The 25850-nt window shown below is 72.6% G+C and carries 30 protein-coding genes and 1 riboswitch; of the genes, 16 read left to right on the top strand and 14 right to left on the bottom strand.

The annotated features are described in order from the left end of the window. Positions 1-19 precede the first annotated feature (19 nt). Complete coding sequence (locus EP757_RS31585; RefSeq protein ID WP_127552061.1) at positions 20-499, bottom strand: heme-degrading domain-containing protein; 480 nt, start codon at positions 497-499, stop codon at positions 20-22. Beyond that, positions 496-1260, bottom strand: a complete 765-nt coding sequence (locus tag EP757_RS31580; protein ID WP_127552060.1) for a TSUP family transporter — start codon at positions 1258-1260, stop codon at positions 496-498. The genes EP757_RS31585 and EP757_RS31580 overlap by 4 nt, the downstream gene beginning before the upstream one ends. 117 nt (positions 1261-1377) lie before the next feature. Here EP757_RS31580 and EP757_RS31575 point away from each other — a divergent pair, with 117 nt between their 5' ends. Beyond that, complete coding sequence (locus EP757_RS31575) at positions 1378-2157, top strand: endonuclease/exonuclease/phosphatase family protein (RefSeq protein ID WP_127552059.1); 780 nt, start codon at positions 1378-1380, stop codon at positions 2155-2157. Here the strand turns inward: EP757_RS31575 and EP757_RS31570 are convergent. Next, a complete protein-coding gene (locus EP757_RS31570) occupies positions 2111-2641 on the bottom strand; it encodes a GNAT family N-acetyltransferase (protein ID WP_127552058.1) in 531 nt (176 codons plus the stop codon). The genes EP757_RS31575 and EP757_RS31570 overlap by 47 nt on opposite strands. Positions 2642-2705: 64 nt before the next feature. Here EP757_RS31570 and EP757_RS31565 point away from each other — a divergent pair, with 64 nt between their 5' ends. Together EP757_RS31565 and EP757_RS31560 are read left to right on the top strand one after the other, a co-directional pair. After that, positions 2706-3143, top strand: coding sequence for a MarR family winged helix-turn-helix transcriptional regulator (locus tag EP757_RS31565; RefSeq protein ID WP_127552057.1), 438 nt, complete (start codon positions 2706-2708; stop codon positions 3141-3143). Beyond that, the gene (locus EP757_RS31560; protein ID WP_127552056.1) at positions 3140-3559 is read left to right on the top strand and encodes an organic hydroperoxide resistance protein; all 420 of its coding nucleotides are present in this window, start codon (positions 3140-3142) and stop codon (positions 3557-3559) included. Before EP757_RS31565 ends, EP757_RS31560 begins: the two co-directional genes overlap by 4 nt. A 92-nt stretch (positions 3560-3651) precedes the next feature. On the opposite strand, the gene EP757_RS31555 is transcribed toward EP757_RS31560, so the two are convergent. The 5 genes from EP757_RS31555 to EP757_RS31540 all read right to left on the bottom strand — a co-directional run bounded on the left by EP757_RS31555 (position 3652) and on the right by EP757_RS31540 (position 8057). After that, positions 3652-4584, bottom strand: a complete 933-nt coding sequence (locus tag EP757_RS31555) for a hypothetical protein (protein WP_127552055.1) — start codon at positions 4582-4584, stop codon at positions 3652-3654. 73 nt (positions 4585-4657) lie between these two features. Beyond that, positions 4658-4807, bottom strand: a complete 150-nt coding sequence (locus EP757_RS42990) for a hypothetical protein (protein ID WP_160165933.1) — start codon at positions 4805-4807, stop codon at positions 4658-4660. A 26-nt stretch (positions 4808-4833) separates the two neighbouring features. Then, entirely contained in the window at positions 4834-5790 is a 957-nt protein-coding gene (locus tag EP757_RS31550) for a tyrosine-type recombinase/integrase (protein WP_174262464.1), read from the bottom strand. A gap of 1142 nt (positions 5791-6932) precedes the next feature. Continuing rightward, the gene (locus EP757_RS31545; RefSeq protein WP_160165932.1) at positions 6933-7568 is read right to left on the bottom strand and encodes an N-acetyltransferase; all 636 of its coding nucleotides are present in this window, start codon (positions 7566-7568) and stop codon (positions 6933-6935) included. A 105-nt stretch (positions 7569-7673) separates the two neighbouring features. Beyond that, complete coding sequence (locus EP757_RS31540; RefSeq protein ID WP_127552052.1) at positions 7674-8057, bottom strand: hypothetical protein; 384 nt, start codon at positions 8055-8057, stop codon at positions 7674-7676. A 63-nt stretch (positions 8058-8120) separates the two neighbouring features. Between EP757_RS31540 and EP757_RS31535 the strand changes: the two genes are divergently transcribed. Further along, entirely contained in the window at positions 8121-8576 is a 456-nt protein-coding gene (locus tag EP757_RS31535; protein WP_127552051.1) for a MarR family transcriptional regulator, read from the top strand. A gap of 37 nt (positions 8577-8613) precedes the next feature. On the opposite strand, the gene EP757_RS31530 is transcribed toward EP757_RS31535, so the two are convergent. Beyond that, entirely contained in the window at positions 8614-9072 is a 459-nt protein-coding gene (locus EP757_RS31530; RefSeq protein WP_127552050.1) for a GNAT family N-acetyltransferase, read from the bottom strand. Positions 9073-9131: 59 nt separating this feature from the next. Between EP757_RS31530 and EP757_RS31525 the strand changes: the two genes are divergently transcribed. The 3 genes from EP757_RS31525 to EP757_RS31515 all read left to right on the top strand — a co-directional run bounded on the left by EP757_RS31525 (position 9132) and on the right by EP757_RS31515 (position 11366). Then, positions 9132-9878 (top strand): metallophosphoesterase, encoded by a 747-nt coding sequence (locus EP757_RS31525; RefSeq protein WP_127552049.1) that lies wholly within the window; start codon positions 9132-9134, stop codon positions 9876-9878. Next, complete coding sequence (locus EP757_RS31520) at positions 9875-10597, top strand: VOC family protein (protein WP_127552048.1); 723 nt, start codon at positions 9875-9877, stop codon at positions 10595-10597. Before EP757_RS31525 ends, EP757_RS31520 begins: the two co-directional genes overlap by 4 nt. A gap of 85 nt (positions 10598-10682) precedes the next feature. Then, complete coding sequence (locus EP757_RS31515; protein ID WP_127552047.1) at positions 10683-11366, top strand: hypothetical protein; 684 nt, start codon at positions 10683-10685, stop codon at positions 11364-11366. A gap of 6 nt (positions 11367-11372) precedes the next feature. On the opposite strand, the gene EP757_RS31510 is transcribed toward EP757_RS31515, so the two are convergent. Continuing rightward, positions 11373-11687, bottom strand: a complete 315-nt coding sequence (locus tag EP757_RS31510; RefSeq protein WP_127552046.1) for a multidrug efflux SMR transporter — start codon at positions 11685-11687, stop codon at positions 11373-11375. Positions 11688-11701: 14 nt separating this feature from the next. After that, positions 11702-11771: riboswitch (guanidine-III (ykkC-III) riboswitch) on the bottom strand. Between the two features lie 719 nt (positions 11772-12490). Here EP757_RS31510 and EP757_RS31505 point away from each other — a divergent pair. From EP757_RS31505 to EP757_RS31495, 3 genes are all read left to right on the top strand, one after another. Continuing rightward, entirely contained in the window at positions 12491-12748 is a 258-nt protein-coding gene (locus EP757_RS31505) for a hypothetical protein (RefSeq protein ID WP_127552045.1), read from the top strand. Positions 12749-13015: 267 nt separating this feature from the next. Further along, positions 13016-14200: an MFS transporter gene (locus tag EP757_RS31500; protein WP_232050097.1), complete on the top strand. Its 1185-nt coding sequence runs from the start codon at positions 13016-13018 to the stop codon at positions 14198-14200. Positions 14201-14236: 36 nt separating this feature from the next. Next, on the top strand, positions 14237-14998 hold the full coding sequence (locus EP757_RS31495) for a 1-acyl-sn-glycerol-3-phosphate acyltransferase (RefSeq protein ID WP_127552044.1): 762 nt from the start codon (positions 14237-14239) through the stop codon (positions 14996-14998). Here EP757_RS31495 and EP757_RS31490 read toward each other — a convergent pair. Beyond that, positions 14995-15939, bottom strand: a complete 945-nt coding sequence (locus EP757_RS31490; protein WP_127552043.1) for a DUF3500 domain-containing protein — start codon at positions 15937-15939, stop codon at positions 14995-14997. The genes EP757_RS31495 and EP757_RS31490 overlap by 4 nt on opposite strands. A 79-nt stretch (positions 15940-16018) precedes the next feature. Here EP757_RS31490 and EP757_RS31485 point away from each other — a divergent pair, with 79 nt between their 5' ends. Then, on the top strand, positions 16019-16399 hold the full coding sequence (locus tag EP757_RS31485) for a hypothetical protein (RefSeq protein ID WP_127552042.1): 381 nt from the start codon (positions 16019-16021) through the stop codon (positions 16397-16399). Here EP757_RS31485 and EP757_RS31480 read toward each other — a convergent pair. Beyond that, entirely contained in the window at positions 16363-17235 is an 873-nt protein-coding gene (locus EP757_RS31480; RefSeq protein WP_197725425.1) for a MarR family winged helix-turn-helix transcriptional regulator, read from the bottom strand. The two genes, EP757_RS31485 and EP757_RS31480, sit on opposite strands and share 37 nt — an antisense overlap. A 100-nt stretch (positions 17236-17335) precedes the next feature. Here EP757_RS31480 and EP757_RS31475 point away from each other — a divergent pair, with 100 nt between their 5' ends. Both EP757_RS31475 and EP757_RS31470 read left to right on the top strand, forming a co-directional pair. Then, positions 17336-17926: a MerR family transcriptional regulator gene (locus EP757_RS31475; protein WP_127552040.1), complete on the top strand. Its 591-nt coding sequence runs from the start codon at positions 17336-17338 to the stop codon at positions 17924-17926. A gap of 130 nt (positions 17927-18056) precedes the next feature. Continuing rightward, positions 18057-18275 (top strand): hypothetical protein, encoded by a 219-nt coding sequence (locus tag EP757_RS31470; protein ID WP_127552039.1) that lies wholly within the window; start codon positions 18057-18059, stop codon positions 18273-18275. Positions 18276-18318: 43 nt separating this feature from the next. Here the strand turns inward: EP757_RS31470 and EP757_RS31465 are convergent, their stop codons facing one another. Beyond that, positions 18319-18876 (bottom strand): LuxR family transcriptional regulator, encoded by a 558-nt coding sequence (locus EP757_RS31465; protein ID WP_127552038.1) that lies wholly within the window; start codon positions 18874-18876, stop codon positions 18319-18321. Further along, complete coding sequence (locus tag EP757_RS44685) at positions 18873-21959, bottom strand: LuxR C-terminal-related transcriptional regulator (RefSeq protein WP_127552037.1); 3087 nt, start codon at positions 21957-21959, stop codon at positions 18873-18875. The genes EP757_RS31465 and EP757_RS44685 overlap by 4 nt, the downstream gene beginning before the upstream one ends. Before the next feature lie 192 nt (positions 21960-22151). Between EP757_RS44685 and EP757_RS31455 the strand changes: the two genes are divergently transcribed. The 3 genes from EP757_RS31455 to EP757_RS31445 are packed head-to-tail and all read left to right on the top strand — an operon-like array spanning position 22152 to position 25797. Then, positions 22152-23585, top strand: coding sequence for a dynamin family protein (locus tag EP757_RS31455; protein ID WP_255435714.1), 1434 nt, complete (start codon positions 22152-22154; stop codon positions 23583-23585). Beyond that, complete coding sequence (locus EP757_RS31450) at positions 23573-25330, top strand: dynamin family protein (RefSeq protein WP_127552035.1); 1758 nt, start codon at positions 23573-23575, stop codon at positions 25328-25330. The genes EP757_RS31455 and EP757_RS31450 overlap by 13 nt, the downstream gene beginning before the upstream one ends. Beyond that, positions 25327-25797 carry a hypothetical protein gene (locus tag EP757_RS31445; RefSeq protein ID WP_127552034.1) on the top strand — a complete coding sequence of 157 codons (471 nt, stop codon included), beginning with the start codon at positions 25327-25329 and terminating at the stop codon, positions 25795-25797. Before EP757_RS31450 ends, EP757_RS31445 begins: the two co-directional genes overlap by 4 nt. Positions 25798-25850 lie beyond the last annotated feature (53 nt).

Raw genomic sequence — 25850 nt, 5'->3', positions numbered from 1 at the left:
TGCGCCGTACGGGGAAAAGCTAGCGGACAGCGGCGAGCCGTTCCCGCAGCGCCTCCACGACCAGCGCGTGGTCCTGCGCCTGGGGGAGTCCGGACACGGTCACCACACCGATCACTCCGGCGCCGGTCACCCGTACCGGGAAGGCGCCACCGTGAGCGGCGAAAAGCGCAGGGTCCACGCCCAGCTCGGCCCCCAGGGTCTGGCCCTTGGCCGCGAGGCGGCGGCCGACGAGATAGCTGGATGCGCCGAACCGGTGGACCACCCGCACCTTGCGCGCGATCCAGGCGTCGTTGTCGGCGGTGGCGCCGGGCAGGGCGGCGTGGAACAGCTGCTGCTCGCCGCGGCGGATGTCGATCGCCACCGGCAGGGTGCGCTCGCGCGCCAGCCGGACGAGGAGGCTGCCCAGCTCCCAGGCGTCGGTCTCGTCGAACGTGTCGAAGACCAGCTGCTGTTCTTCTTCTTCGATCTGCGCGATCAGCGTTTTCAGGTCGTCGCTCATGAGGACAGTCTGTACTGGTCCCAGCCGAGCTTGATGATCAGGGCGAGGACGACGGTGAGCAGGATGACCCGGACGAAGCCGGAGCCGCGGCGCAGCGCCATCCGGGCGCCGAGGACCGCCCCGGCGATGTTGCAGACCGCCATGCCGGCGCCGATCAGCCAGGCGACGTGCCCGTTGTAGGCGAACACGATCAGCGCGCCCAGGTTGGTGGCCGTGTTGACGATCTTCGCCATGGCGGAGCCGTGCACGAAGTCCGCGCCGATCAGCGTGGTGAACGCCAGGACCAGGAAGGTGCCGGTGCCGGGGCCGATCAGCCCGTCGTAGGTGGCGATCACCCCGCCGGCGACCGCCACCGCGAGGCCGCGCCTGATCCGGGTCCGCTTCGTCGGGTCCTCGTGCAGGCCCATCTGCGGGCGGATCGTCACGAACACCGCGACGGCGATCAGGACCAGCAGCACCACCGGCCGGTACGCGGACGCCGGGATCGCCCCGGCCAGGGCCGCCCCGCAGCCGGCACAGATCAGGGCCAGGGCCGCGGACGGGCCCGCCACCCCCCAGTCGATCTTCGTGCGGCGGGCGTAGGTGACCGCTGCCGTGCTGGTCCCGCAGATCGCGGCGAGCTTGTTGGTGCCCAGCGCGGTGGCGAGGGGGAGGTGCGGTGCGGCGACCAGCAGGGCCGGCAGCAGCAGCAGGCCGCCACCGCCGACGACCGCGTCGACCCAGCCGGCCGCGGCCGCCGCGATCAGGAGCGTGACGATCACCTGCGGCGGGCCCGCTGCAGCCAGATGCCGAGCATCGCGCCGACGACGAAGACCGTCGCGGCGCAACAGAGCGCCTTGATGAACATCCGCTTCACTCCGTTGGCTAGGGTCGGCGTTGTGCGCCTGGCCACCTTCAACCTGCTGCACGGCAGATCGCTGTCCGACGGCACCGTACACGCCGACCGGATCAGCGCCGCGATCGCCGACCTCGACGCCGACGTGCTGGGCCTGCAGGAGGTCGACCGGGCGCAGCCACGCAGCGGCAACATCGACCTGACCGCGCTGGCCGCCACCGCGCTCGGCGCCACCGAGCACCGGTTCGCCGCCGCCGTGGTCGGCACCCCGGGCGAACGCTGGGAGCCGTGGCACGCCGGCGCCGACATCGGCCACCCGCAGTACGGGATCGCCCTGGTGAGCCGCTATCCGGTGTCGCGGTGGCAGATCACCCAGCTGCCGGCCGCGCCGATGCGCTCACCGGTCTACGTGCCGGACGGCGGGTTGCTGCTGCTGCGCGACGAGCCGCGGGTGCTGCTGGCCGCCGTGGTGGAGACGCCGGGCGGGCCGGTGACGGTCGCCACCACGCACCTGTCGTTCGTACCGGGATGGAATGTGCGGCAGCTGCGCGCGGCCGTGCGAGCGATGCGCGCCCTGCCCGCGCCGCGGGTCCTGCTCGGCGACCTCAACATGCCGGCCGGGCCGGTGCGCGCCTTCACCGGCTGGAGACCGCTGGCGAAGGCGGCGACGTTCCCGGCCCCGTCACCGAAGACCCAGCTCGACCACGTCCTCGTCGATCCGCGCGGGGCAGCGGCGCTGGGCCGGGTGGTGCAGGTGCGCACCCCGCACCCACCGGTCAGTGATCACCGGCCGCTGGTGGTCGGGTTCGACGGGCCTCGGTAGATCGCAGGTAGACGTCCTCCAGGCCGTCCTCCGGATCCCACTGCTCGCCGATCTTGAAGAAGCCGAACCCGGCGATGGTGGCCCGGGAGGCGACGTTGTCGGGGCGGATGCTGGCCCGCACCGCCGTCACCCGCTCGTCGGCGTCGGCGCGTTCCAGCAGCGCCGCGAGCATCGCCTTGGCATGCCCCTTGCGGCGGTGCACGGGATCGACGGAGTAGGCGACCTCGACGATGCCGTCGGCGTCCGGCGGGCCGTGGAAGCCGCCGTGCCCGACCACCTCGCCGGTCTCCTCGCTGACCGCGGCCCGGGCGATCCACTCGGCCGCCTCCGGGTTCACCGCGATGTCCTGCAGCCGGATCTCCCACAGCCAGCGTTCCTCGGCCAGGTACGGGCTCAGCCGGTGCCCGGCGGCAGCGCTCGCGGCGTCGAGGTCACCGGCGATCAGCGCGGTCAAGGTGGCGGGGGAGAGCTTCACGAAACGCATTCCGGCATGTTAGCGAGACCACGATTAGTTGTGCACAACTGAATTGGGCACTACGGTTCTGGTCATGAAGGCGAGCACGGCACTGGACGACATGATCTGTTTCCAGCTCTACGCGGCCAGCCGTGGCATGACCGCGCTGTACCGGCCGCTGCTCGACCCGCACCACCTCACCTACCCGCAATACCTCGTCCTGCGCGTGCTCTGGCACGACGGCCCCACCACCGTCCGCGACCTCGGCCACGCCCTGTCCCTCGACAGTGGCACCCTCTCGCCCCTGCTCAAGCGCCTCTCCACCCAGGGGCTGATCACCCGCGACCGCTCCGCCGAGGACGAACGCGTCGTCATCGTCGGCCTGACGCCCACCGGCACCGCCCTGCGCGACCAGATCGGCGACCTCACCCAGCAGCTCGTCTGCGCCACCGGACTCACCCTCGACGACCTCACCCAGCTGCACCACCTGCTGCACAAAGCCCGCAACACCTCTCGGAAGGAAACCGCATGAGCGCCATCTACACCGCCTCGGCCACCGCCACCGGCGACGGCCGCAACGGCCACGTCCGCTCCAGCGACGGCGTCCTCGACTTCGACCTCGCCATCCCCAAGGAGATGGGCGGCCCCGGCGGCGCCCTCACCAACCCCGAGCAGCTGTTCGCCGCCGGCTACGCCGCCTGCTTCCACAGCGCCCTCAAGCGCGTCGCCGGCATGCAGAAGGTCCAGCTCGTCGACACCGCCATCACCGTCGACGTCGGCATCGGCCAGCTCCCCAGCGGCGGCTTCGGCCTCAACGTCACCATCGAAGCCGAACTGCCCGGCCTCAGCGAAGAGACCGCCCACGCCGTCCTCGAAGCAGCCCACCAGGTCTGCCCCTACTCCAACGCCACCCGCGGCAACGTCGAGGTCGTCCTCAACCTCGCCTGATCCCTCTCCCTTGCTGCCGGGCCGCCCCACAACGGGACGGCCCGGCAGAACGCTGTCCACCACACCGGAGACGTGCCGCTGCGCATCGCGCGTCACGAGGCCGAGCCACCACCGGAAGCGACCCGGTGATAAGCCACCGTCACCACCACCAGCGCCACCACCGTCACCGCCGCATCACTCAGCAGCATCAGCCACGGCGCCGCCGCCTCGTACGGCGGCGACAACCACGCCGCCACCGCCGCCACCAGCACACACGCGCCCAGCGCCGCCACCACATGCCGCGGCGACACCGCGAACCGCGCCAGCAGAACCGCCACCACCAGCAGCGTCACCACCCGCAGACCCACACCCCACCACTGCGAGCCGAAGAACCACGACGCCACCTGCGCGCCCGCCACCACCACACCCAGCACCACCGGCGGCACCCCGCCACCCGCCGGCACCACCGCGTCCCGGCGGCGGGGGAGCAGGAGAGCCGCCGTCACCAGCAGCCCGCACACCCCCAGCACCACCACCGCCTGCGCCGGCGAGACCACCCTCCCGGAGTCCGACCAGATCAGCACGCTGCTCCCGGCGTACACCACAAGAAGCGTGACCCACACACCCCGGCCCAGCCACGCACGATCCCGCTCCGCAGGAGCGACACACGCCTCCACCAGCGCAATCGGCGCACAGATGCTCAGCCACACGTGCCCGCCCACGAAATCGAACGCCTGCTCGGCACTCACCCCGAACACCCGCGTCGCCGACGCCGCCTCATTCCACGCCGCGAACTCCGTGCCCGACAACGCCCCCGGATCCAGCAACGACTGATCCACCAGCGCGGCCTGGAACACCCCGAACGCCGCCGCCAGCAGCACGATCCCCGGCCAGCCCGCACCCCGCCGCCGCGCCACCTCACGGATCAGCAACGCCGCACCACCGTAGAGCGGACCCAGGAACAGCAGCACCACCGGATAGGCGGCCACCGTGAACCCACCCCACGCACACTCGGCACACCACACCGCCAACACGAACAACGCCACGACCCGCATACGGCAAACCCTGCCGCGCGGACCGTGGCGCCCGTTAGCTACCTAGGTATAGACCTGACAGACCTTAGTCGTCGTCATCCCCGCCGTCGTCGTCATCGTCATCATCGCCGCCGTCCCCGCCCGGGCACCCGCTCAACGTCAGCAGGCCCGCCACCGCACCCAGCGTGAACAGCGACCGCCGACCCAGCCGCAACCGCTCCTCAGGTTCGTCCATACAGGCATTCTCGCCATAGACCGAAGTCACGCCAACTCCCGCAGCACGCGATTCGTCCGATTGGCACGCACCGCCGCCCGCTGCTGATCCGCCGTCACCTCGATATAGCTCTGCGACGTCGCCAGCGACGCATGCCCCATCAACCGCATGATCTCCGACGCGTTCGCCCCGTCCTCCGCCAGCCGCGTCGCGAACGTGTGCCGCAACGCATGCAACTGCGCACCCCGCGGCACCCGATCACCCACCCCCGCCCGCCGGTAACACGACTGCACCAGATACTGCAGACCACCGCGCTGCAACGCCTCACCCCGCCGATCCACCAGCAGCGGAGCCGCCGCCTGCGCCCGCCCGAACCGCGCACGCCGCGAATCCAGATACCGCCCCACCGCCGCGTCCAGACCGGAATCGATCGGCACCGTCCGCGGCCGGCCACCCTTGCCCGCCACCTCGACCCGCCGCTCACCGTCACGCCCCGACACCGAACCCACCCGCAGCGCCAGCATCTCCGACAACCGCAGCCCCGCACACAACGCCAGCGCCAGCACCAGAACATCGCGCTCCGGCCACGGATCCCGCTGCCGCTCATCCTTCGTATTCACGCTGCGTAACAGCAGCTCCGGGGTGTCCTCACCCTTGAGCGGCTTGGGGGAGAGGGGCACCTGCCGCGGCTTGTCCACCGCCGACATCGGATTGCCCGCCACCACCCCCTCGGTGACCAGGAACGTGAAGAACGCATTCCACGACGACCAGGCGCGGGAGACCGAGGCGGGGGCGCGGTCGGCGGCGAACCTCGCGAACGCCGTCCGCAACACGCGAGGGGAGAGGTCACTCACGGTGACGGGGGCGGGTTCGGCTAATCGCAACACCAGGTTCAGATCGCGGCGGTACGCCGACAGCGTGTGCACGGACGGCTTCCGTGTAGCGCGGGCAGCTAGGAAATCGTCCACGTACGTCCTGATTCCAGTGTCATGCATAAGGACCATTATGCATGATTTATAGGTGTTTGCGCTGGTGAGTCTGGTTTTGATCGCTGGTCGAGATGAATCGTTGTGCGCCGTTATTGGTGTCTTGGTGTCTTGGTGTCGCGGGATCGCCGGCTTGTTCCGGCGCGGTGCGGGTCGACCGTCCCTGGCTCTGGCCCTGGCGGAGGGCGATCTTGGAGCATTGCGGGGGCTCCTGGTGCTCGCTCGCGGGGAAGGGTGGGCTCGCCCCGATGAGGCGGCGACTCTTCCGGGGCCTTCCTGAGGGTCGTTCCGGGCTTCGGCTTGCTCATCGCCGCCCGTTCGTCGTGTGCCTGCGACCGAAAACGCTCAGCTCGTGCCTCAGGCGCGGCATGACTCATCTGGCTCGGCTTGTCTCGGCCACGCAGGGGAGAAGGTGTCTCGGACACGGGGGAACGGCCGCCTGAAGACCCTCTCCTCTGACCCCTCCTGAAGCTAATTTGACATAATGTAGATTATCGACCCAGGAATTATCGGTGCGGAGAGGGGCGCTGGGCGCTCACGATGGCGTTCTCGGCGGTGACGGCGGAGATCCGGTATTTCGGATCCTTCACTTCGGCTCCGTCGCCGGGCTGGGGCGGGGCGCACCGCCCGGGAGCCCTTTCGTCAGCCTCTTCGCCCGCGCTGATGTGGGCCGCTTCCCCCTGCCGTGGGGTGTTGCGGTGATTAAGGACCTCGACCGCGAGTAACCCACGGCGGGGTCGGTTGCCGTTCCGGGAATCGGCGGCCTCTCCCCTGGCTCGGCACATATCGGTCGGCAGTCTGCCGACTACCCTATGTAGCGATCTTCACGCCTGGGGTGTGGTTGACATGCCGCTGTTCCTCGTTCGAGGGCTGTCCGGGGTCCGGAGCGCTGGTTACGGTGAGTAGGTGACAGACGACGGCATCGCTCGCAGGCAAGAGGCCTTGGATCGGCTCGCTGCCGAGCTCGGTGTGCCGGCTCCGGTCTGGACGGAGCAGGACGAGGCGCGCTATCAGGTCTGGGTGACGACTGGTCACGAGGCTGCCGCGGGGATTCGTCGCCGGAAGCGCCCGGCGCCGAGGCGTCGTTCACTGCGTCCGCTCGCGGGTGGCCCCGGGCAGGCCGGACCAGGGCAGGCCGGACCCGGTTAGGGCGAGGTGAGTCACGGCAGGTCGAGCAGCATGTCGACGCCGTCGCCGTGTTCGTCGGTGAACGTGCCGGCCTCGGTGAAGCCGTGCCGCTGGTAGAAGCGTCGCGCGCGGTGGTTGGTGGCCTGTACGCCGCCGAAGAGGACCGCCCGGTCGCAGCCGAGCAGGCGCGCCGCGGCGTAGGCGGCGGGCAGGAGCGCGGCGGCGAGTCCGTGTCCCTGCCAGCGGTCGGCGACGCAGGGGCCGAACCGCACGGTGCGGGCCGGGTCGAGGGTGATGCCGTATCCGGCGTACCGGGTGATCTCGTAGCCGTCCGGCAGGCAGAAGCTGAGGTCGATGACGCCGGCGAGATCGGCGGGCCGGTCCGGTGGATGGGCAGTGGTTTCGGTGAGCTGGTCCGGGCAGTGGGCGACGAGGCGGAGTTTGTCGTAGCGGCCGATCGCGTCGATCCAGTCGGCGGCGGCGTCCGCGGGGTCGGTGTCGCCGTGCCAGTAGCGGCGGCTGGTCGCGGAGAGCCCGGTGAGGAATCCGGTGAGGGCGGCTCGGTCCTCGGGTAGCAGGGCTCGGACGAGGAACGGGATTCCGCGGGCCGTGACGGTGCGGGTCAGTGGGGACGGGTCGGCGGCCAGGGCGGCGATGGTGGGCGGCACCGGCTCACCGTGGCATGGCCGGCGCGACGTGGACCAGTGGGCAGCCACCCGGGCTGTGAGCGCATCCCGGCCGGTCGCCTCTACGCCCGGTCGCGCCGGGGGTGGTCAAGCGGTGAGGTGGCCGCCGATGGCGGTGTGGGCTGGTTGCCGGCCGGTGAAGTCGACGGTGATGCCGGGGTGGTGGTGCTCCCCCAGGATGCTCGCGGTGGCGTCGGTGAGGGCGGCGGCCAGGCGAGTGAGGATGTCGGGGGTGTCGGGTCGGGTGAGGGCGTCGGCGCGGATGCCGAAGGTGATGGCCGGGGCGGGGTCGGGTGCGGGGATGCCGTCTATCCCCCAGTGGCCGGTGGGTACGCCGACGAGGCGTACGTGGGCGTGCGGGCGCGCCCAGTCGCCGTAGACGCTGACGATGGCGTCGGTGAGCGCGGCGATCAGGGCGGGTTCGTGGCCGGTCAGGTCGGTGTCGAGTGCGTGGAGGGTGAGGTGCGGCATACGATCGCTCTCTGTTTGACAACAAAAAGGCTTTGTTTACAAAGCTAATCCGGGGGTGGGTGCATGTCAACGGCGGCCGACGAGACCGTCCGGGAGTTGATGCTGGTGATGCCGCGGCTGGTGGGCCGGGCCAAGCGGATGCCGCCGCCGGAGCAGTTGCGCGAGTTCGACCTGGCGCCCCGGCATCTGTCGCTGTTGTCGTTGCTGGTCCTCGACGGCGCGATGACGGTGTCCGAACTGGCCGCACGCCTGGGCGTCGCCCCGACGACGGTGAGCCTGCTCGTCGGGGACCTCAGCCGCAAGGGCGTCCTCGAACGCCGCGAGGACGACACCGACCGCCGCCGGCGCATCATCGACATCAGCGCCGGTAGCCGCCCTGCGATCACGGAGTGGCTCTCCCCCGGCGCCCGGGCATGGCGGCGTGCGCTGGAGCCGCTGACCGCCGACCAGCGACGGATGTTCGTGGACACGCTGCTGCGCTACGAGGAGGTGGTGGCGGCGCCTGACGAGCACCGGTGAGCGGGGACGCGCCCTCGGCCCCGCTGCGACAGGGGTCTTAAAGATCTCGGACGGCGACTACCTGGTCCTCGCTGAACTCGCCGGTCGGGACGAAGCCGAGGCGGCGGTAGAACGGGCCGGGGCCGCCGTCGCGGGGCTCGTAGGTGACGTAGGCGCGGGTGCCGCCGCGGGCTGCGATCATGGAGCAGACCTGGTCGACGGCGAAGGTGCCGTAGCCGCGGCCCTGGGCGTCGGCGGCGATGTTGAGGCGCCACAGGCCGGAGCGCAGGTCCTCGGGTTGCGGATCGACGGCGCCCCAGGCGAAGTCGAGGAACGCCATGACGAAGCCGACCGGCTCGTCGCCGTCGTAGATCAGCCGTGGCCAGGCGCGGGCGCCGTACACGTAGGCCTCGGCCAGGGAGTGGACCACCGGTTCGACGAGGTCCTGCTGGTCGGGGCGCACGGTGAGGGCCAGCGCCGCCTCGTAGTTCTCCGTGGTGATCTCGACGAGCCGCATGTGAGGGCACGCTAGACGGCGGGTAGTCGGATCGGCGATCGATTTACCAGAATGATCGGATGCGAATCGCGGTGCTCTCCGATGTTCATGGCAATCTGCCGGCGCTGGATGCGGTGCTGGCGGCGATCGAGGAGGACGGCGTCGACCTGACGGTCAACCTCGGTGATCTGCTGTCCGGTTATGTGCAGCCGGCGCAGACCGCTGACCGGCTGATCGCGGCGGGTCTGGCGACCGTCGCGGGCAATCATGAGCGGCAGGTGCTGACCTTTGCGCCGGAGAAGCAGGGCATGGCGGACCGGGTCACCAGCGAGCTGATCACCGATGAGCATCGGCGGTGGATGGCGTCGCTGCCGAAGACGCTGTCTCCACGGCGGGACGTGCTCGCGTTTCACGGGACACCCCGTGACGACCTCCAGTATCTGCTGCACACCGTCGACCCCGGGGGCGGAGCGCGGGACGCCACCGACGATGAGGTGAGCGGGCGGCTCGGGGACGTCGGACGCTACTCGCTGCTGCTGTGCGGGCACACCCATGTGCCGGGGTCGCGGCGATTGACCGATGGCCCGCTCATCGTCAATCCGGGGAGCGCCGGCTGGCCCGCCTATGACGACGACGCACCGTTTCCGCACGTCATGGAGGCGGGGACGCCGCACGCGCGGTATGCGGTCGTCGACGACGCGTCCGGCCGGTGGGAGGTCGATTTCCGGCAGGTGGAGTACGACTGGGAGCACGCGGCCGCGCTGGCGGAGGGGTTCGGCCGCTCCGATGTGGCGTTCGCGCTGCGTACCGGGCGGGTGGCGGCATGATCGTGCGGTGGGTGACCGGGTTCCTCGACACGCCGGCGGAGACCGCGGGCGATGCCGAACGTTTCTGGTCGGCGGTGACCGGGATGGCGCTGGTGGCGCGGCATCAGCGGTCGGTGGCGCTGCAGCCCGAGAAGGGCGACGTCTACCTGCGGATGCAGGTCGTCGGCGAGGAGCCGGCGCGGGCGCATCCGGTGCTGCACGTGGATGATCCGTTCCCGGCGGCCGACGAGGTGGTGGCGCTGGGTGCGACGGTGATCGTCAAGGAGCCGGGGCTGGTCGTGCTGCGCTCGCCGTCGGGGATCACGTTCTGCCTGGTGGCGTGGGAGTACGAACGGGAGCTGACCCGCCCGATCCGCTGGGACGGGCCGCAGAGCAGCCTCGTCGACCAGTTGTGCCTGGACGTGCCGGCCGCCTTCTACGCGCGCGAGATGGTGTTCTGGTCCGAGGTGACCCGCTGGGAGCGGCGGGCGTCGAGCCTGCCCGAGTTCACGTTTCTGCAGCCCCCGGCGCGGATGCCGCTGCAACTGCTGCTGCAGCGCACCGGTGGCGGGCAGCCGGGCGTGCATGTGGATCTGGCGTGTGACGACGTGGACGCGGAGGTGGCGCGGCACGTGGCGCTGGGCGCGTCGGTGGTGCGGCGGGTGCCGCAGGACTGGACGACGCTGACCGATCCGGCCGGCCGGGCGTACTGCGTCACGGCACGGTCGCCATTTAGATGATCATTCCCGTGTGGCTTCCGGAAAGTGTCGGTGGCGGCTGGTAGAAAGGGGGCGCTCTCATACAAGCGTACGAAGGTGGTTGGGGATGGCGGCGCTGAGCGCGGAGGATCTGACGGGCATCGAGACTGCCCTGGCGGCCGGCCGCAAACCGAAAGTGCAGTTCACGGATGCTGCCGGGCAGGTCGCCGGGCAGATCGGCCAGGTGGTGGCGTTGACGGATCGGTCCGAGTCGGACGAGTTCGTGGTGGTGCGGTTCGGCCGCGACGAACTGCCGTTCTCCCCCGGCGATCTCCAGATCGCGCCGCGGGGTGCGACGGCGCCGGCGAAGAAGGCGGCGCCACCGCCGCCCGCGGAGCCGCCGCTGACCGGCCCCGAATTCATGATCGACAAGCCGGTTCCTCCCCCGCGCGCCGCCCCGCAGCCGGCGACCGACAAGGAAGGCGTCAAGGAAGTGACGGCAGCTCCCGCACCGCGCAAGGCGGCTCCGAAACCGGCGAAGGCCAAACCCGGCCCGACGCTCACGGTCACCCTGGCCTATGGCGACGGCGAGTGGACGGTGGCGGCCAACCAGGGCGCCAAGGCGCTCGCCCGGCCCTACGTGATCCGGCCCGCCGAGGCGCTGAAGATCGTGGCGCTGGTCGACGTGCCGGGCGTGCAGGAGGCCGTCGAGCAGATCATGACGGCGGAGCGGGCCGAGGCGCAGGCCCAGGCCGAGCGGCTGCGCGCCGAGCTCGCCGAGGTGGAGGCCCGGTTGGCCGAACTCTCCTAGATCTCCTCAGTGGAAATACTTGAGCCCGGCCACGCCCGCGATCACCAGCATCAGGCAGAGGATCCGCGGGAGGTTGGCCGGCTCGCCCAGCGCCACCATGCCGACCAGGGCGGTGCCGACCGCGCCGATGCCCACCCAGACGGCGTAGCCGGTGCCGACCGGGATGGTGCGCAGCGCATACCCGAGGCCGACCATGCTCAGCACGACGGCCACGCCGAACACGACGCTGGGCACCGGCTTGGTGAAACCGGCCGACCGCTCCAGGGCGATCGCCCACACGGTCTCGAGCACCCCGGAGATGACCAGAACAACCCACGCCACGACAACTCACCTCAACGGCGGTCGTCTTGTCAGGCCGGGTACGACACGCAACTCGTCCGGGAGGCCGCGCAGCCGCGGCATCGTGATCGAGCGTAGCCCGTCGTAGGGGTGGCGGCGCTCGGTGGTGCCTTTTCTCACCGCGCACCCGTCCGCGCTTCGCAAGATCAAGGGCATGTCGCAGCGGGGTGGGTGGTGCCGGCCGCCGCTCCCGCCGAGGGCGCGGCGTCGCCCGCTGGCCGCTGGCGCGTCCAGACCGCGGGCCACCGCCGCGCGACCTGCGTGATCTGGTCGCGCTCCTTCTGCTCTCAGTCCCGTGGTTCGGCGATGGTGCGGACACTTCCGTGCCTTCTGCGGGCGGCAGCCGTCTCCCTTCGTACCGGTCGATCGGTGAATGTGGCAGAGCGGGCCGGTGCCGGGGTCGCCTGGCCGGTTCCGGTTCCGGTTCCGCGTCGGGTCGGGTCGCGAGGTCGACCGTGCCGGCGCAGCGGTTTGCGGTAGGTCGCCGTCGGCACAGCTGGCTCGCGGTGGGCCGCCCCGCCGCGGCCGGCTCGGGGACGACCTCGCCGGTGCCGTTGGCTCGCGGACGGGCGGTTCGGGACGGACGGGTGACAGGCGGACCGGGTTCACGGCGGTCGGGTTCACGGCGGTTCGGCTCATGGTTTCGACTGTTTGTGGTTCGTTGGTTCGGGGAGGGTGATGGGCTTGCCGCGGTCACGGGGGTGCGATCGTCCGGCCGGTAGCGGCCGGGGTGGCTTCGCGTTCGGGACGGGGGCCGCGGTGGCCCGTCCTGCCGGGGCGGCGCGGTGATCCGCCGGCGGTCGTGGCCTCAGGATCCGCAGCTGGCGGTCGAGGTGCTGCGCGCCGAACTGCCGGGATGGCACGTCAGCCACAACAGCGGCCGTTTCCGGGCGACGCTGGATCGCGGTGTCGGGCGCTCGACCATCGAAGCGCCGGACGCGTCGTCGGTCGCGGTGACGATAGACGCGCTGTTCGAGGAGGCGGATCTGCGGGGCCACGAGCGGGCCGGACGGCGGGCTCGGTCGAACGGGCGCTGGGTTTGACGGCCCTCGCGGAGCGGCGACGGCGCATCGCATCGTCGCGCCGGCCGCATCGCGGTGGCTGCCCCGAACGGGCACTGGCCGGGTAGCGCCGGAGGAACGGGGCGGCGTGGTCGTCGTCTGGCTGCGGCACGCCGCGGGCTTGCGGGGTCCGGGGTGAGGGCGGGCGGCCCGCCGTACACGGCCTCGGGGTGATCCACCGCCCTCGCTTGCGCGATCATGGAGCGGCGGCGCGGAACGGCCGTCGTGATCGAGTGACGCGGAGAGTGCGTGAAGGAACAGAGCGTGACCGGCCGCCCGGTCATGACGCCGGGACTGATCTTCCTGTTCGCGGTGGCGGCGGGCGCCGCGGTCGGCAACCTGTACTGGGCGCAGCCGCTGCTCGACTTCATCGCCGCCGACCTGGGCGCCGCGACCGCGGGCTGGCTGGTGACGGCCACCCAGCTCGGGTACGCGGCCGGGATCATGCTGATCGTGCCGCTCGGCGACGTCCTGGACCGGCGGCGACTGATTCCGGTCATGATGCTGTGCGCTGCCGCGACCCTGGCCGCCTGTGCGATCGCCCCGAGTTTCGGGCTGCTGCTGACCGCGATCACGGTCCTCGGGATCACGACCGTCTCCGGGCAGATCCTGGTGCCGCTCGCCGGTGATCTGGCCGCGCCGGAGAGCCGGGGCCGGGTCGTCGGCGCGGTCGGCTCGGGCATCCTCACCGGCATCCTGGCGTCCCGCACGATCAGCGGTCTGGTGGCCGGCGTCGCCGGCTGGCGCGCCGTGTACGCGGCCGCCGCGGTGCTGACCGTGCTGGTGGCGGCGCTGCTCTACCGGACGATCCCGGTGCTGCAGGCGAAGGCGCACCTGCCGTACCCGCGGCTGATCGCCTCGGTGGTCGTCGTCGCCGCCCGCGAGACGATCGTGCGCTGGACGCTGCTGATCTCCGCGATCCAGTTCGCGATCTTCACGCTGTTCTGGACGGCGCTGACGTTCCTGCTCAGCGGGCCGCCGTTCGGCTACAGCGTCGCGGTGATCGGGCTGTTCGGCCTGGCCGGGCTGACCGGGGCGATCGCGGCGCAGCGAGCCGGCCGGCTGCATGACCGAGGATGGTCAGTGCGCGCGGTCGGTGTCGCGTGGCTGGCGATGCTGGCGTCGTTCGTGCTGGCGTTCTTCGCCGGGAACAGCGTGCTGCTCCTGCTGGCCGTGATCGTGCTGCTCGACGTCGCCGCGCAGACCGCCGGCATCCTCAACCAGGCGCGGATCTTCGAGGTGTCGCACGAGGCCCGCAGCCGGCTCAACACCGCGTACGTGACCGGCAACTTCCTCGGCGGCGCGACCGGGTCGGCGGCCGCGACGATCCTGTGGCAGGCCGGCGGCTGGCATGCGGTGAGCCTGGCCGGGATCGTGATGAGCGTGGTCGCGCTGACGATCTGGGTGGCGAGAATCCGGCATTTCAGCGGATAGAGGGGCCGGTTCCCGCCGTGCGATCATGGCCGCTCTATGGATGACACGACTACCTGGCGGGCGCCGCGGATCTGGCGTCTCCTGCTCGCCCTCGCCCCGTACGTGGTGGCGCCGCTGTGCCGGCTGCGGGTCTCCGGCGACGTGCCCGACGCGCTCCGGCGCGGGCCGGTCGTGCTGGCCGCCAACCACGTCAGCCCGTTCGACCCGGCGGTGCTGATGGCCGCCTGTCACCGGATCGGCCTCACTCCGCGGATCATGGCGACCGGCGGGGTGTTCCGGACGCCGGTGGTCGGGCCGATCATGCGGCGGTGCGGGCACATCCGCGTCGACCGGAACACCGCGACCGCGGCGAACGCGCTCACCGACGCCGCGAAGGCGCTGGCCGAGGGGTCGATGGTGCTGGTCTACCCGGAGGGCCGGATCGGGCTCGACCCGTCGATGTGGCCGGAACGCGGCAAGACCGGCGTGGCCCGGATGGCGGAGATGTCCGGCGCCCCGGTGCTGCCGGTCGCGCAGTGGGGGACGCATGCGGTGATCCCGTACGAGGCCCCGAAGCGGCTGGGCCGAGCCGTGCTCACGGCGCTGCTGCGCCGCCCGGTCGTGCACGTCCGATTCGGATCACCGGTGGACCTGTCCGGCGTGTCCGGGACGCCCGGGGCGCGGGCCATGCGGGCCACCCGGCTGATCATGAGTGGGATCGACGAGACGCTCACCCCGTTGCGGGCCGGCGAGATGGAGCGGCCGACGGTGATCGATACCAGTCGCCCGCACGATCTGTCCCGGGTCCGGCAGCGTTAGTTGCTGCCGTAGTCGTTGGTCTTGTCGCGGAAGACCGTCACCGTGCCGAGCACCTCGATCCACACGTGCGGGCCGTCGACGCGCACGTAGGAGTCGGTCCAGGCCAGCCGGGTCCGGTCGTACTCGGCCCGGTAGGCGTCGAGCAGCTTGCCGGCGGCGGCCCGGTCCAGGTCGCCGGTCTGCGCGGCGATCAGGGCGGTGACCTTCGTCCGCACGGTCTCGCCGAGTTCGGAGACGAGCAGGCCCTCGGACCCGGGGTAGGCGGTGGTGTCCTGGCCGGGGCCTTTGACCAGGTCGTCGGAGACGCCGGTGCTCAGCTGCGCGGCCAGCTTCTCCTGCTCGCTGAGCGCGGCGATCACGCCGGTAACCAGCGCCGCCTCGGCGGGATCGTTTCCGGTCAGGCTCGGCGTCATGCTGACCTGGTCGCCCCGGTAGGTGAGGTTGCGGGCCAGGTGGGTGCCGCCGAACTGGATCGCGAACGGCCCGGCCGCCGACGGCGTCCCGTAGACCGCCAGGTGCGCGTCGGCCGGGATGCTCGCCGTGGCCTGCGAGTAGCCGGGATCGCTGAGCGCCTCGGCGAGCACGGCCAGGGCCGCGGCGCGTTGCACCCCGCTGAGGTCGGCGAACGCGATGCCCGGGCGCGGCACCTGCGCCGCCGGATGATCGGACCAGGTCCGCCGTCCCCGGTCGTCGCCGAGATCATGGAGGACCTGGGTGCGCTGGGTGGCGCCGAGCATGCCGAGGAACTCGGTGACGGCCTGCGCGACGGCGGCGCTGTTCGCCCCGCCGGGTCCGGTGCCCGCGTTGTCCAGGGCGGCCACGACGGGGGGCGCGGAACTCCTGGTCACGGCGGGCGGGGTCGTCGTCGTGACGTCGCCGGTGGAGCTGCAGCCGGCGGCGGCCGCGGCTGCCAGCACGGCGAGAGCTAGGCAGGTGCGCATCCGGACCTCCAGGACATTTAAGGATCAAAGCCCCATTACGGTACGGGAGAATGTCGTACCGGCGTGTCAGCATCCAGGCATGTTGCACGGACGAATCGTGGCGGAGAGCCTGACTCGCGAAACGGTGCTGGTCTTCCCCGACCTGCGGCTGACCCGGTTGCAGCGGGTCGCCGTGACACCGGGGCCCGGGCAGCCGGGCGTGTGGACGCTGATCGACGTGTCCGCGCCGGACGACATCGCCGGTTCCCTGGCCGAGGCCCTCAGCGGGGCGCTCGCCGCCGAGGGCGGGTGGTATGCGGACTTCCGCGTCGCCGGCGAGCACGTGGTGGTCTTCGCCGGCCGGATCTTCCGATACCCGATCGGTGACGACGCCGGCCGGCAGCAGGCGGTGGACTACGGCCTCAGCGTCGGCGTCCCCGCCGATCAGCTGGACTGGAGCGACTTCTCGAACGCCAGCTGATTGTACGGAGACGGGCTGTAATCCGGGATCTCCCGGTATCCACCGCGGCGGTACAGGCCGATCGCCTCGGTCAGCGCCGTGTGCGTGCCGAGCCGGACGGTGGCGACACCGTCCGCGGCCGCGCCCTGCTCCAGGCGCTCGAGCAGCAGCCGGCCGAGACCGAGCCCGCGCGCCTCCGGGGCGACCCACAGGTGGCGGATCTCGGCGACGTCCGGTTCCAGATGCGTCCAGAGTCCACAGCCGACGGGGCGGCCGTCCTCACAGGCCAGCAGCTGCTCCCCGGTCACCTCGGCGGCCGGGGTCAGCGCCGCCGCGTCGTAACCCTCGGCGAACCGCTCGTCGAGCTCCGCGGCGTACCGGCGCAGGCACTCGCGGGCCTGCTCGGCGGCGCCCGGCACGTGCTCGATCGTGACCGTGGCCAGCCGCAGCAGCCGGTGGATCTGCTGCTGCGCGGCCAGCAGCTGGTCGCGCTGAACGGCGTCGAGGCCGTCCAGCAGCCCGGCGATCCGCTCCCGGGACCGGTCGTCGAGATCAGCACGCTCGGCCCGTCCCGCGGCGGTGAGCCGGGCGACCCGGACCCGGCCGTCATCCGGGTGCGCGTCGACGCTGACCAGGCCCTGCTCCTCCAGGGCGCGCAGCAGCCGGCTCAGATAGCCCGAGTCGAGGCCGAGGCGGGCGCGCAGGTCCCGCAGATCGCAGCCGTCGCCGATCTCGAACAGCAGCCGGGCCTGGCCGAGCGGGCGGTCCTGGCCGAGGTACTGATCGGCGAGCAGGCCGAGGCGGCGGGTGTAGTAGCGGTTGAAGTCGCGTATCTGCTCGATCTGCTCGGCCTCCACGCTCTCCGATGCTAGCGGCGATCTCTGACCCGGGTCAGAGGTTTTTCGGTTCGGCCGAGGGCTTGAGTCGACCCCAAGGGCAGGCTTTAACGTCGATGCCATGGACAGCGAAGAACGGCTCTGGCGGGTCGGCGAGCTGGCCCGGGCGACCGGGATCACCGTGCGGGCGCTGCGGCACTACGACCGGGTGGGCCTGCTGGTCCCCTCGTCGCGCACGGCCGCCGGCTACCGGTGCTACACCGGCGCCGACGTGCGCCGGCTGCACGTGATCCTGGCGTTGCGCGGGTTCGGGCTCAGCCTCGCCGAGGTCGGCCGCACGCTCGGCGACGACGCCGGTGACCCGCGGGAGATCCTGCGCCGCCAGCTCGACGCCGCCGACGAGCGGATCCGGCGGGCCATGGCGGTGCGGACCCGGGTCAACGGGATGCTCGGCCTGCTCGACCAGCTCACCGAGCCGTCGGTGTCCGCGTTCGTCGATCTGATCGAGGGGATGGTTCTGATGGAGCAGCGCATGACACCCGAGCAGTTCGCCGCGATGAGCCGGCGCCGGCAGGAGCTGGCGGCGAGCCTCAGCGACGAGGAGCGGGCCGAGATGGACAAGCGCCGGGAGGAGGCGATGGCGGCTCTGAGCCCGGAGCAGATCGAGCAGATGCAGCGGGAGCGAGCCCGGTGGAGACCGGTCGAAGCGTGACCGTGCCGGCGTCGTCCGACGTCGCTCAGGCCTCATCCGGTGCGCGGGAGGCCTGAGCGCCGCCGCCGGCGGTAGGTTCGCGGTGTCGGCAGTTTCATGCCCGCCCACAGCGAAGGATGAGGGAGCAGCCATGGCGAAGCGGTGGAACGATCTGAGCCCGTCGCAGCAGCGGACGATCGTCGCGGTCGGGGTGGTCGAGACCGTCCTGAAGGTCGTGATGGCCGTCGACCTCAAGCGCCGGCCGCCGGAGAAGGTGCGCGGGCCGAAATGGCTGTGGGGCACGGCCACGCTGGTCAACTCGGCGGGGGTGATCCCGGCGGCCTACTTCCTGTTCGGCCGGGTGAAGTGAGTCCCGCCGGAGCGGGCTGGGGGTGACCCGGCCGGCCCCGTTCTCACTCCGGCTGGCGCTGGCGCTGCCTGAGGTATGCCAGGACGGCTTCCCGGGTGGTCCGTACTCCGAAGAGCTGGCGGGCCTCGGCGATCCGGCGGTTCGCGGTGCGCAGCGACAGGAACTCGGCTGCTGCCGCCGCGGCGATCGTGTCGCCGGAGGCCAGCCGGTCGAGCAGGGCACGCTGCTCCGGGATCAGGCTGGCGATCACGTCGCTGCCACCGCCGCCGCCGCTGCCGTTGCTGTCGCCCTCCTGGTTGACGGGCCCGAGCCGGGTCAGGTCGTCGACCAGGGCACGGCCGGCGGCGGACTCGGCGGCGACGACGGCGACCACCCCGGCGCCCCGCGCGGCGGCGAGGACGGCGAGCTGGGCTGTCTCCAGGTCGTCGTCGGCGATCCGGCCGTGCAGGATCAGCCGGGAGCTGCCGACGTCCCAGGACGGATCGGGCAGCGCGAAACCGGACCGCACCGTCCAGCCTTCGCGGGCCAGGCGGCGCAGAACCGTGTCGGCCTCGGCCGAGGAGGCGACTACGTGGCGTGGAGCGTCGGGCTGTATGGTCACCGGCCATCCTCGCTGGTTTCGAAGGGTTCGGGCCGCGCCTCCGGCGCGGCGAAGGCCAGGGCGGCAGCCTCGGTACGGGTGCGGGCGCCGAGTTTGCGCATGCTCGCGCGGATGTGAGTGTCGACGGTCTCGGCGGAGATGCCCAGCTGCCCGGCGATGCGGCGGGTCGGCTCACCGTCGGCGACCAGCCGCAGCACGTCGAGTTCGCGCTGGGTGAGGCGGCCGTGTGAGCGAGGGCTGCGCGTGTCCCGATGGATCTGGTGCCGGCGCAGGCCACGGCGGGCCCGCCCGGCGAGCACGGTCAGCCCGGCCTGATCGGCGAGCTGCTCGGCGCGCAGCAGCGCGGCCACCGCCCGGTCCCGGTCGGTCTCGGTGAGACCGGCGGCGAGCAGGCACCGGATCTGCTCGCGCAACGCGAGCTGCCGCCACCCGTCGGCGGCCGCCGTGAAACCGCTGCCGAGCGCCCAGGCGGTCAGCGTCCGGCGGGCGGCGCCGGGCAGGCTCACCGGGATCTCGGTAGAGCCGGGTACGCCCAGGTCGTGCGCCGCCCACCGCCCGGTGATCGCGTGCAGGCCGGCGAGCAGCCCTTCGGGGGCGGTGGCGGGCGGCTGGACCGCGCGGTCCGGTTGCCCGTCGAGCCAGGCGACCTCCCGCGCCACCCAGGCGGCCGCGGGGTGCACGGTGGTGCCGCTCACGGGCCCGCCCGTGTCGGGGTGCGAACGGGTGCCGGCAGGGGGGCGGGCGTGTGCGGGTGTGCCGGCATCGGGGTGCGGGCGAGCGGTGGCAGGGTGGCCGGTGTTCGGGTGCGGCTGTTCCAGGCCGGCGCGGGCCAGGCGGGCACGGGCAGCGGCCAGCAGACCGGTGTCGGCTTCAATGAGAGCGGTGGAGGCGATGGCGTAACCCAGGGCTTCGGCGGGAACCGCCCGGTCGGTGAGGTTGGCGGCGCGGCGGAGCACGCCTTCGGCGCCGTCCCAGTCGATGACGGAGGCGTCGGCTTCGGAGGGCTGCTCACCGGGCCGGGACGGATCAGCGGGCTCACCGGGCTCGCCGATCGTGGACCTGGGCTCGGCGAACTCGGAGCCGGATCCGCCGATCTCGGAGGACGGGGAGGGATCAGCAGGCTTAGCGGGGCGAGACGGCTCGGCGGCGTGGCGGAGGTCGCCGGCAGGGCGGAGGTCGTGGGCGGGGCGGAGGTCGTCGGCAGGGGCCGCCGGGTGCAGGCCCAGGGCGTGACCGTGCAGGGCCAGCGCCCAGTCGGCGGCGGCCAGGAAGCGGGTCTGCCACCCATAGGCGAGCGCCTCCCCCGCCGACGCGGCCGCTCGCGTGGCGACCTGCGCTGATTCGAGCAGACGGCCGTCGGCGGCGAGGTGTTCCACGAGCAGCCACGCACTCCACCGCGTGATCAGCGGATCGCCGCCGAGCGCGGGACCGGCGCCACGAGAAGCGGTGGCAGGGCCCGCCGTTCCACCGGCAGGGCTGGCCGCGCCACCGGCAGAGCCTTCCGCGCCATCGACAGGGCTGGCCGCGCCACCGACGGAGCCTGCCGAGGCCGCAGCGGGACTGGCCGCAGCAGGATTGGCCGCAGCGGGACTGGCCGAGGCGGTCACCGGGCCGGCGGCGGCGTGGCGGCCGGTGGGGGCGGGACCGAAGGCCGCCTCGGCAAGGGCTTGCTCCCAGCCGGGCAGGCGATGGGTGGCCTGGACGGCGGCGATGGCCGCGGCGATGGCGGGCAGCGGGGCCGGGTGGCGGACGGTGAGCTTGTCGGCCAGGTCGAGGGCGGCCATCGGCTCCAGGGTGAGCGCGGCCAGCAGCAGCACCCGGTCGCGGCCGGCGACGACCGCGGCGCCGGCGGTGTCCGGTACGGGACGGACGGCGTCGCGGGCCGCGGACGCGTCACCGGCCTGCAGCAGGGCTTCGCCGCGCAGGACTGCGGCCTCCAGGGCCAGGGTGGTCGCGGACGGCGGGACCGGGGTCAGTGGCTGCAGCACCGCGGCCGCGTCCACGGGGCGGCCGGCGGCCAGGGCGGCGTCGGCGGCGGCGAGCCGGACCCGGGGGTCGGCGGGGACGTCGAGGGCGCAGGCGAACAGCAGCAGTTCCGCCCGTTCGCCGCCGGTGGCGCGGTCGGCGGCGGCCAGGGCACGGCGGTAGGCGCCGGGAGCGTCACCGGCGGCCGCGAGGTGCCGGGCCGACTCCGCCGGCGGGGTGAGGTCGGCGAGGCGGGTGTGCAGGTCGGCGCGGGCGGCGGCGTCGAGCAGGCCGGCCGCGGTCTCCGCCACGTAGGCCGAGACGGGCAGCAGCGAGCCGCCCGGTTCGGCGGTGACCAGGCCGGCGGTGAGCAGATCGGCGGCGCCGGTGCCGAGCAGTTCGGCCCGGGCCGGGCGGCCGAGCAGGCCGAGCGCGGCCAGCGCGGTGCGGGCGGGACGGGGCAGGTCGGCGAGGGCGGCGGCTATCGCGTACGCCACCTGGTCGATGTCCTCACCGACGGGAGCGCGCCCGGCGGCAGCCTGCCGGGCCAGCGCGATGATCGCCAGGGGGTTGCCGCCGGCCCGGTCGAGCACGGCGGACACCGTGGCGTCGCTCAGACCGGCGGCCGTCGACCGGGCGAGGTTCAGCGCGGCGGGGCGGTCGAGCGGCGGCACCGGGATCCAGGCCGTGGCTGCCTGGCGTAACGCGTCGGAGAGCAGGCGGTTCGGCGTACGCACAGCCACCAGAACCCGGCAGGACAGCGCAAGATGCGGCAGAGCCGCAAGCGTCGCCGGATCGGCATACTGAAGATCGTCGATGACCAGGAGGCCGCCGCGGACGCGGGATCGAACCGCTTCGGCGAGCAGATGCACGTCGTCACCGGGCAGCCGGGCCCGGACCGCGCGGGACAGGGCCAGCGCCGGGACGCCGGACAGCATCGCCAGGCCGCCGCCGAGATGGGCGGGACCGGGCACCGATGCGGCGATCTTGCGGAGCAGGGTGCTGCGGCCACAGCCGGGCGGGCCGGTGAGCACGACGAGTCCGGGCCCCTGACGCAGAATGGTACGGGCGGCCAGTTCTGGCTCGTCCGTCACCTGCGCTCCCCCTCCAAACACCATCACTGGCACGATCTCGGGATCCCCGCCCGATGACCGGGTCCGTAGGCTTGCTGCTGACCAGCGAGCTGAAGCGAAGGGCCCTTTCGTGACTGCGACATCCCCGGTACGCCCATTGTCACCGACGGTGCGGCCGGCTGACGAGTCGTGGTGACCGGACCCCTCACCAGCGGCATCGCGACTCTCTGTCACGAGATGGTCACGAAAATGTCCTCCGAGGCTGGTGGCCAGGTACAACAGATCGGAAACCGTCTTAACGATCCGTTACGGGTAGCGATCGCGGGTCGCTTGAAAGCCGGAAAGTCGACACTAGTCAACGCATTGATCGGCCGTCGCGTCGCCCCCACCGCCGTCGGCGAGTGCACCCGCGTGGTCACCCGGTTCCGGTACGGGCCCGCCGACCGCATCGACGTCGTCACCCGCGACGGCGACCGGCACAGCCTGCCGCTGGACGAGGACGGCATGGTCCCGGCCCGGCTCGGCGTCCCCGCCTCCCGGGTCGCCTGCGTCGACGTCACCCTGACCAGCGACCGGCTGCGCGACCTGACCGTTGTCGACACCCCCGGGCTGGCCTCCACCGACGTCGCCAGCAGTGAGCGCGCCGAGCAGGCCGTCGGCATCGACCCGGACTCGGCCGGGGAGGTCGCCGCCGCCGAAGCCGTCGTCTACGTCTTCACCCAGGCCGTCCGCGCCGACGACCGGGCCGCCCTGGAGGCGTTCCACACCGCGTCCGCCAACCTCGCCACCAGCCCGATCAACGCGATCGGCGTGCTCGGCAAGGTCGACACGCTGGTCGGCGGCGCCGGGGACCCGTGGCCGGTCGCCGGGCCGCTCGCCGCCCAGCAGGCCGGGTTGCTGGCCCGCACGGTCGGTGACGTCGTACCGGTCGGCGCCCTGCTCGCCGAGACCGCCGAGGCCGGCCGGCTGACCGCTTCCGATCGCGACGCCCTCGCCCAGCTCGCCGCCCTGCCCGCCGCGGCCCTGACGCTGCTGCTGACCTCCGCCGACCTGTTCCGCACCCGGCCGGCCCCGATCAGCACGGCCCAGCGGGAGCGCCTGCTGACCCGCCTCGATCTGTACGGCGTGGGCTTCGCGTGCGCCCAGCTCACCGCCGAACCACGACTCAGCACCAGCGAGCTGATCAAGCGGCTGCTCGCCGCGTCCGGTTTTCCCCGGCTGCGCGACACGGTGGACCGCACGTTCCGCTGGCGCTCCGACGCGATCAAGGCCGGCTGGGCGCTGACCCGGCTGCAGCGCCTCGCCGGCTTCACCCCCGATTCACGGGACCGGGCCGCCCTGCGCGACGCCCTGGAAGCGGCGCTGCGGGATCCGGCCTACCACCGGCTGCGGCTGCTCGACGCGGCACAGCGGGCCGCCACCGGCGTGGTGCCGCTGCCGCAGCCCTGGGAACAGGAGCTGGTCAGGCTGGCCACCTCCGACGACCCGCGCTTCATCCTCGGGCTGCCGGCGGCAGACGCCGCCGAGCTGCGGGCCGCCGCGATCGCCGCCGCCGGCCGCTGGCGGTCCTACGCGGTCGACGACGCCGGACCGGCCCAGGCCCGCCTCGCCCAGGTCGCCTCCCGCGGCTTCCACCTGCTCTCCCAGGGGGTCGGGCCGTGCAGGATCTGACCGTCGTGCTGGACACCGCCGTCCGCGACACCCTCGCCTACCTGCGTACCGCCGACCCGGACGCCGCCGCCGACCTGGCCGAGCTGCGCCGCGCCCACCTGACCCGGCCGAGCGTGGTCGTCGTCGGCGAGACCAAACGCGGCAAGAGCTCCCTGATCAACGCGCTGCTCGGGGTGCCGGGCCTGTCCCCGGTCGACGCCGCGGTCACCACCGCCGCGTACCTCGACTTCGTGCCCGGCGACACGATCGCGATGAAGGCGTGGCTCCCCGACGGCGCCGAGATCACCATCGACGACCTCGCCGAATGGGCGACCGGGCGGCAGCGGGCCCGCCGCATCGAGGTCACCCACCCGGCGCCGCTGCTGCGCTACCTGAGCCTGCTCGACACCCCGGGCGCCGGCGGCCTCGACCCGGCGCACGCCACCATCGCCCTGGCCGCGGTCCGCCGCGCCACCGCGCTGCTGTTCGTCGCCGACGCCGCCGCCCCGCTGTCCCGCCCCGAGCTGGACTTCCTGGCCGCCGCGACCGAACGCGTCGACGCCGTCGTCTTCGCCCTCACCAAGATCGACGCGTATCCGCAGTGGCGGGCCATCGCCGCCGACAACCGGGAACTGCTGCAGGCGCACGCCCCCCGGTTCGCGGCGGCGCCCTGGTTCCCGGTCTCGGCGCGGCTGGCCGAGCTGGCTCTCGACGGGGTCCCCGACCTCCTCGACGAGTCCAAGATCGCCACCCTGCAGCACGCCCTCGTCGAACTCGCCGGCCGCGGCCACCAGCTGCGCCTGGCCAACGTGCTGCGTGCCGCCCGCGGCGACCTGGCCCGGCTGCAGGACAACGCGGACGCCCGGGTCCGCGCCGCCGCCACCGACCCGGCCGGGCAGGCCGAGGCCCGCGCCGAGCGCAACGCCCTGGCCGCCCGCAGACGCACCGAGTCCCGGCAGGCCACCCTGCGGCTGGGCACCGAGATCCAGCGGGCCCGGATCGCCACCGTCGGGCAGCTGCGCACCCGCGTCGGCGAAGCCCAGCACGAGCTCGCCGAACGCATCGACATCACCGGCGTCGACGGGCTGCCCGACGACGTCGACACCCGGCTGCAGGCCATCGCCGCCGACGTCTCCGAACTCCTGGAGGACGCCTCCCGGCGGATCGCCGAGCAGATCCTCGTCGACACCGACCGGGCCACGATCGCGCTGCGGCACGCGGTCACCACCACCCCGCCGCGCGGCGCCGCCGGCGACAACATGCTGATCGCCCTGTCGGCCGGCGGGATCGCCCTGGTCGCCGGCCGGGCCGGGGCGCTGGGCATCGCGGCCCTCGGCGGCGCCGGCGGGCTGCTGCTGCCGTTCGCCGGGATCGGGTTGGGCCTGGCCGCCGGCGGATACGTGCTCTACCGCCGCAAGGTGCACCAGGACCGCCGGCAGGCGCAGACCTGGCTGCGCGACGTGCTCGCCGAGGCGCGGGCCGCGCTCACCGACGAGATCAGCCAGCGGTTCACCGACCTGCAGTACACCCTGTCGGTCGCCCTCGACGACAGCATCGAACGACGGCTCAAGGAGATCGACGCGCAGATCGCGGAGATCGACGCGGCTGCCGCCGAGGACGCGGCCGGGCGGGCCAAGCGCCGGGCCGCCGCCCAGCAGGACCGCGACGCCGCCGCGATCCGGCTGCGGCAGGCCGACGAAGCCCTCGCCCGGGCCCGGGCACTGACACCTGCACCGATCGACGACGACCGGGAGACGACGAGATGACCGACCACTGGGGCGACTTCGACTTCGACGACCACCACGAGGCGCCTCATGAGGCGCCGGATGTCGATCACCTCGACGTGCCCGATCTCGATCACCACGATCTTGGACCGGAGCTGCACGACGATCTCCAGGTCGAGGATCATCACCCCGGTTTCGAAGATCCCGAGCCGCTTGCCGCGCCTGACGTCCCGGAACTGTCCGAAACGGCGGGCGCGGAAGACCTCTTCCCACCCGCCCTCGACCTCGGCGAACTCCCGGAACCCGTCGACGGCTTCCCCTGGATCGACACCGCCACCCTGGGCGCCCCCGACGCCGCCGGCTTCACCCCGCCGCTCGACCCGGTCACCCCGGACGAGCTGGCCGCCTACGCCCACACCGGCCAGCCCGCCGACTGGGCCACCCTCGCCGAATCCGACGACCCGGCGACGAGCGCCCTGGCCCGCTGGTGGACGCCCGATGAACAGTGATCCACGTCTCCCCATGACGCCCGGTTAGTGACATCATGTGCGCGCACAAAATC

The organism is Actinoplanes sp. OR16, assembly GCF_004001265.1.
GTDB lineage: Bacteria > Actinomycetota > Actinomycetes > Mycobacteriales > Micromonosporaceae > Actinoplanes.
The sequence above is the reverse complement of the archived record's forward strand: the minus strand, read 5'-3'. Positions and strand labels throughout refer to the sequence as shown.

What these genes read in the sequence shown, in the direction of transcription:
- EP757_RS31585 (WP_127552061.1), bottom strand. Translation starts at nt 499, where the DNA reads ATGAGCGACGACCTGAAAACGCTGATCGCGCAGATCGAAGAAGAAGAA.
- EP757_RS31570 (WP_127552058.1), bottom strand. Translation starts at nt 2,641, where the DNA reads ATGCGTTTCGTGAAGCTCTCCCCCGCCACCTTGACCGCGCTGATCGCC.
- EP757_RS31565 (WP_127552057.1), top strand. Translation starts at nt 2,706, where the DNA reads ATGAAGGCGAGCACGGCACTGGACGACATGATCTGTTTCCAGCTCTAC.
- EP757_RS31560 (WP_127552056.1), top strand. Translation starts at nt 3,140, where the DNA reads ATGAGCGCCATCTACACCGCCTCGGCCACCGCCACCGGCGACGGCCGC.
- EP757_RS42990 (WP_160165933.1), bottom strand. Translation starts at nt 4,807, where the DNA reads ATGGACGAACCTGAGGAGCGGTTGCGGCTGGGTCGGCGGTCGCTGTTC.
- EP757_RS31550 (WP_174262464.1), bottom strand. Translation starts at nt 5,790, where the DNA reads ATGGTCCTTATGCATGACACTGGAATCAGGACGTACGTGGACGATTTC.
- EP757_RS31540 (WP_127552052.1), bottom strand. Translation starts at nt 8,057, where the DNA reads ATGCCGCACCTCACCCTCCACGCACTCGACACCGACCTGACCGGCCAC.
- EP757_RS31535 (WP_127552051.1), top strand. Translation starts at nt 8,121, where the DNA reads ATGTCAACGGCGGCCGACGAGACCGTCCGGGAGTTGATGCTGGTGATG.
- EP757_RS31530 (WP_127552050.1), bottom strand. Translation starts at nt 9,072, where the DNA reads ATGCGGCTCGTCGAGATCACCACGGAGAACTACGAGGCGGCGCTGGCC.
- EP757_RS31525 (WP_127552049.1), top strand. Translation starts at nt 9,132, where the DNA reads ATGCGAATCGCGGTGCTCTCCGATGTTCATGGCAATCTGCCGGCGCTG.
- EP757_RS31520 (WP_127552048.1), top strand. Translation starts at nt 9,875, where the DNA reads ATGATCGTGCGGTGGGTGACCGGGTTCCTCGACACGCCGGCGGAGACC.
- EP757_RS31515 (WP_127552047.1), top strand. Translation starts at nt 10,683, where the DNA reads ATGGCGGCGCTGAGCGCGGAGGATCTGACGGGCATCGAGACTGCCCTG.
- EP757_RS31495 (WP_127552044.1), top strand. Translation starts at nt 14,237, where the DNA reads ATGGATGACACGACTACCTGGCGGGCGCCGCGGATCTGGCGTCTCCTG.
- EP757_RS31490 (WP_127552043.1), bottom strand. Translation starts at nt 15,939, where the DNA reads ATGCGCACCTGCCTAGCTCTCGCCGTGCTGGCAGCCGCGGCCGCCGCC.
- EP757_RS31485 (WP_127552042.1), top strand. Translation starts at nt 16,019, where the DNA reads ATGTTGCACGGACGAATCGTGGCGGAGAGCCTGACTCGCGAAACGGTG.
- EP757_RS31475 (WP_127552040.1), top strand. Translation starts at nt 17,336, where the DNA reads ATGGACAGCGAAGAACGGCTCTGGCGGGTCGGCGAGCTGGCCCGGGCG.
- EP757_RS31470 (WP_127552039.1), top strand. Translation starts at nt 18,057, where the DNA reads ATGGCGAAGCGGTGGAACGATCTGAGCCCGTCGCAGCAGCGGACGATC.
- EP757_RS44685 (WP_127552037.1), bottom strand. Translation starts at nt 21,959, where the DNA reads ATGGTGTTTGGAGGGGGAGCGCAGGTGACGGACGAGCCAGAACTGGCC.
- EP757_RS31455 (WP_255435714.1), top strand. Translation starts at nt 22,152, where the DNA reads ATGGTCACGAAAATGTCCTCCGAGGCTGGTGGCCAGGTACAACAGATC.
- EP757_RS31445 (WP_127552034.1), top strand. Translation starts at nt 25,327, where the DNA reads ATGACCGACCACTGGGGCGACTTCGACTTCGACGACCACCACGAGGCG.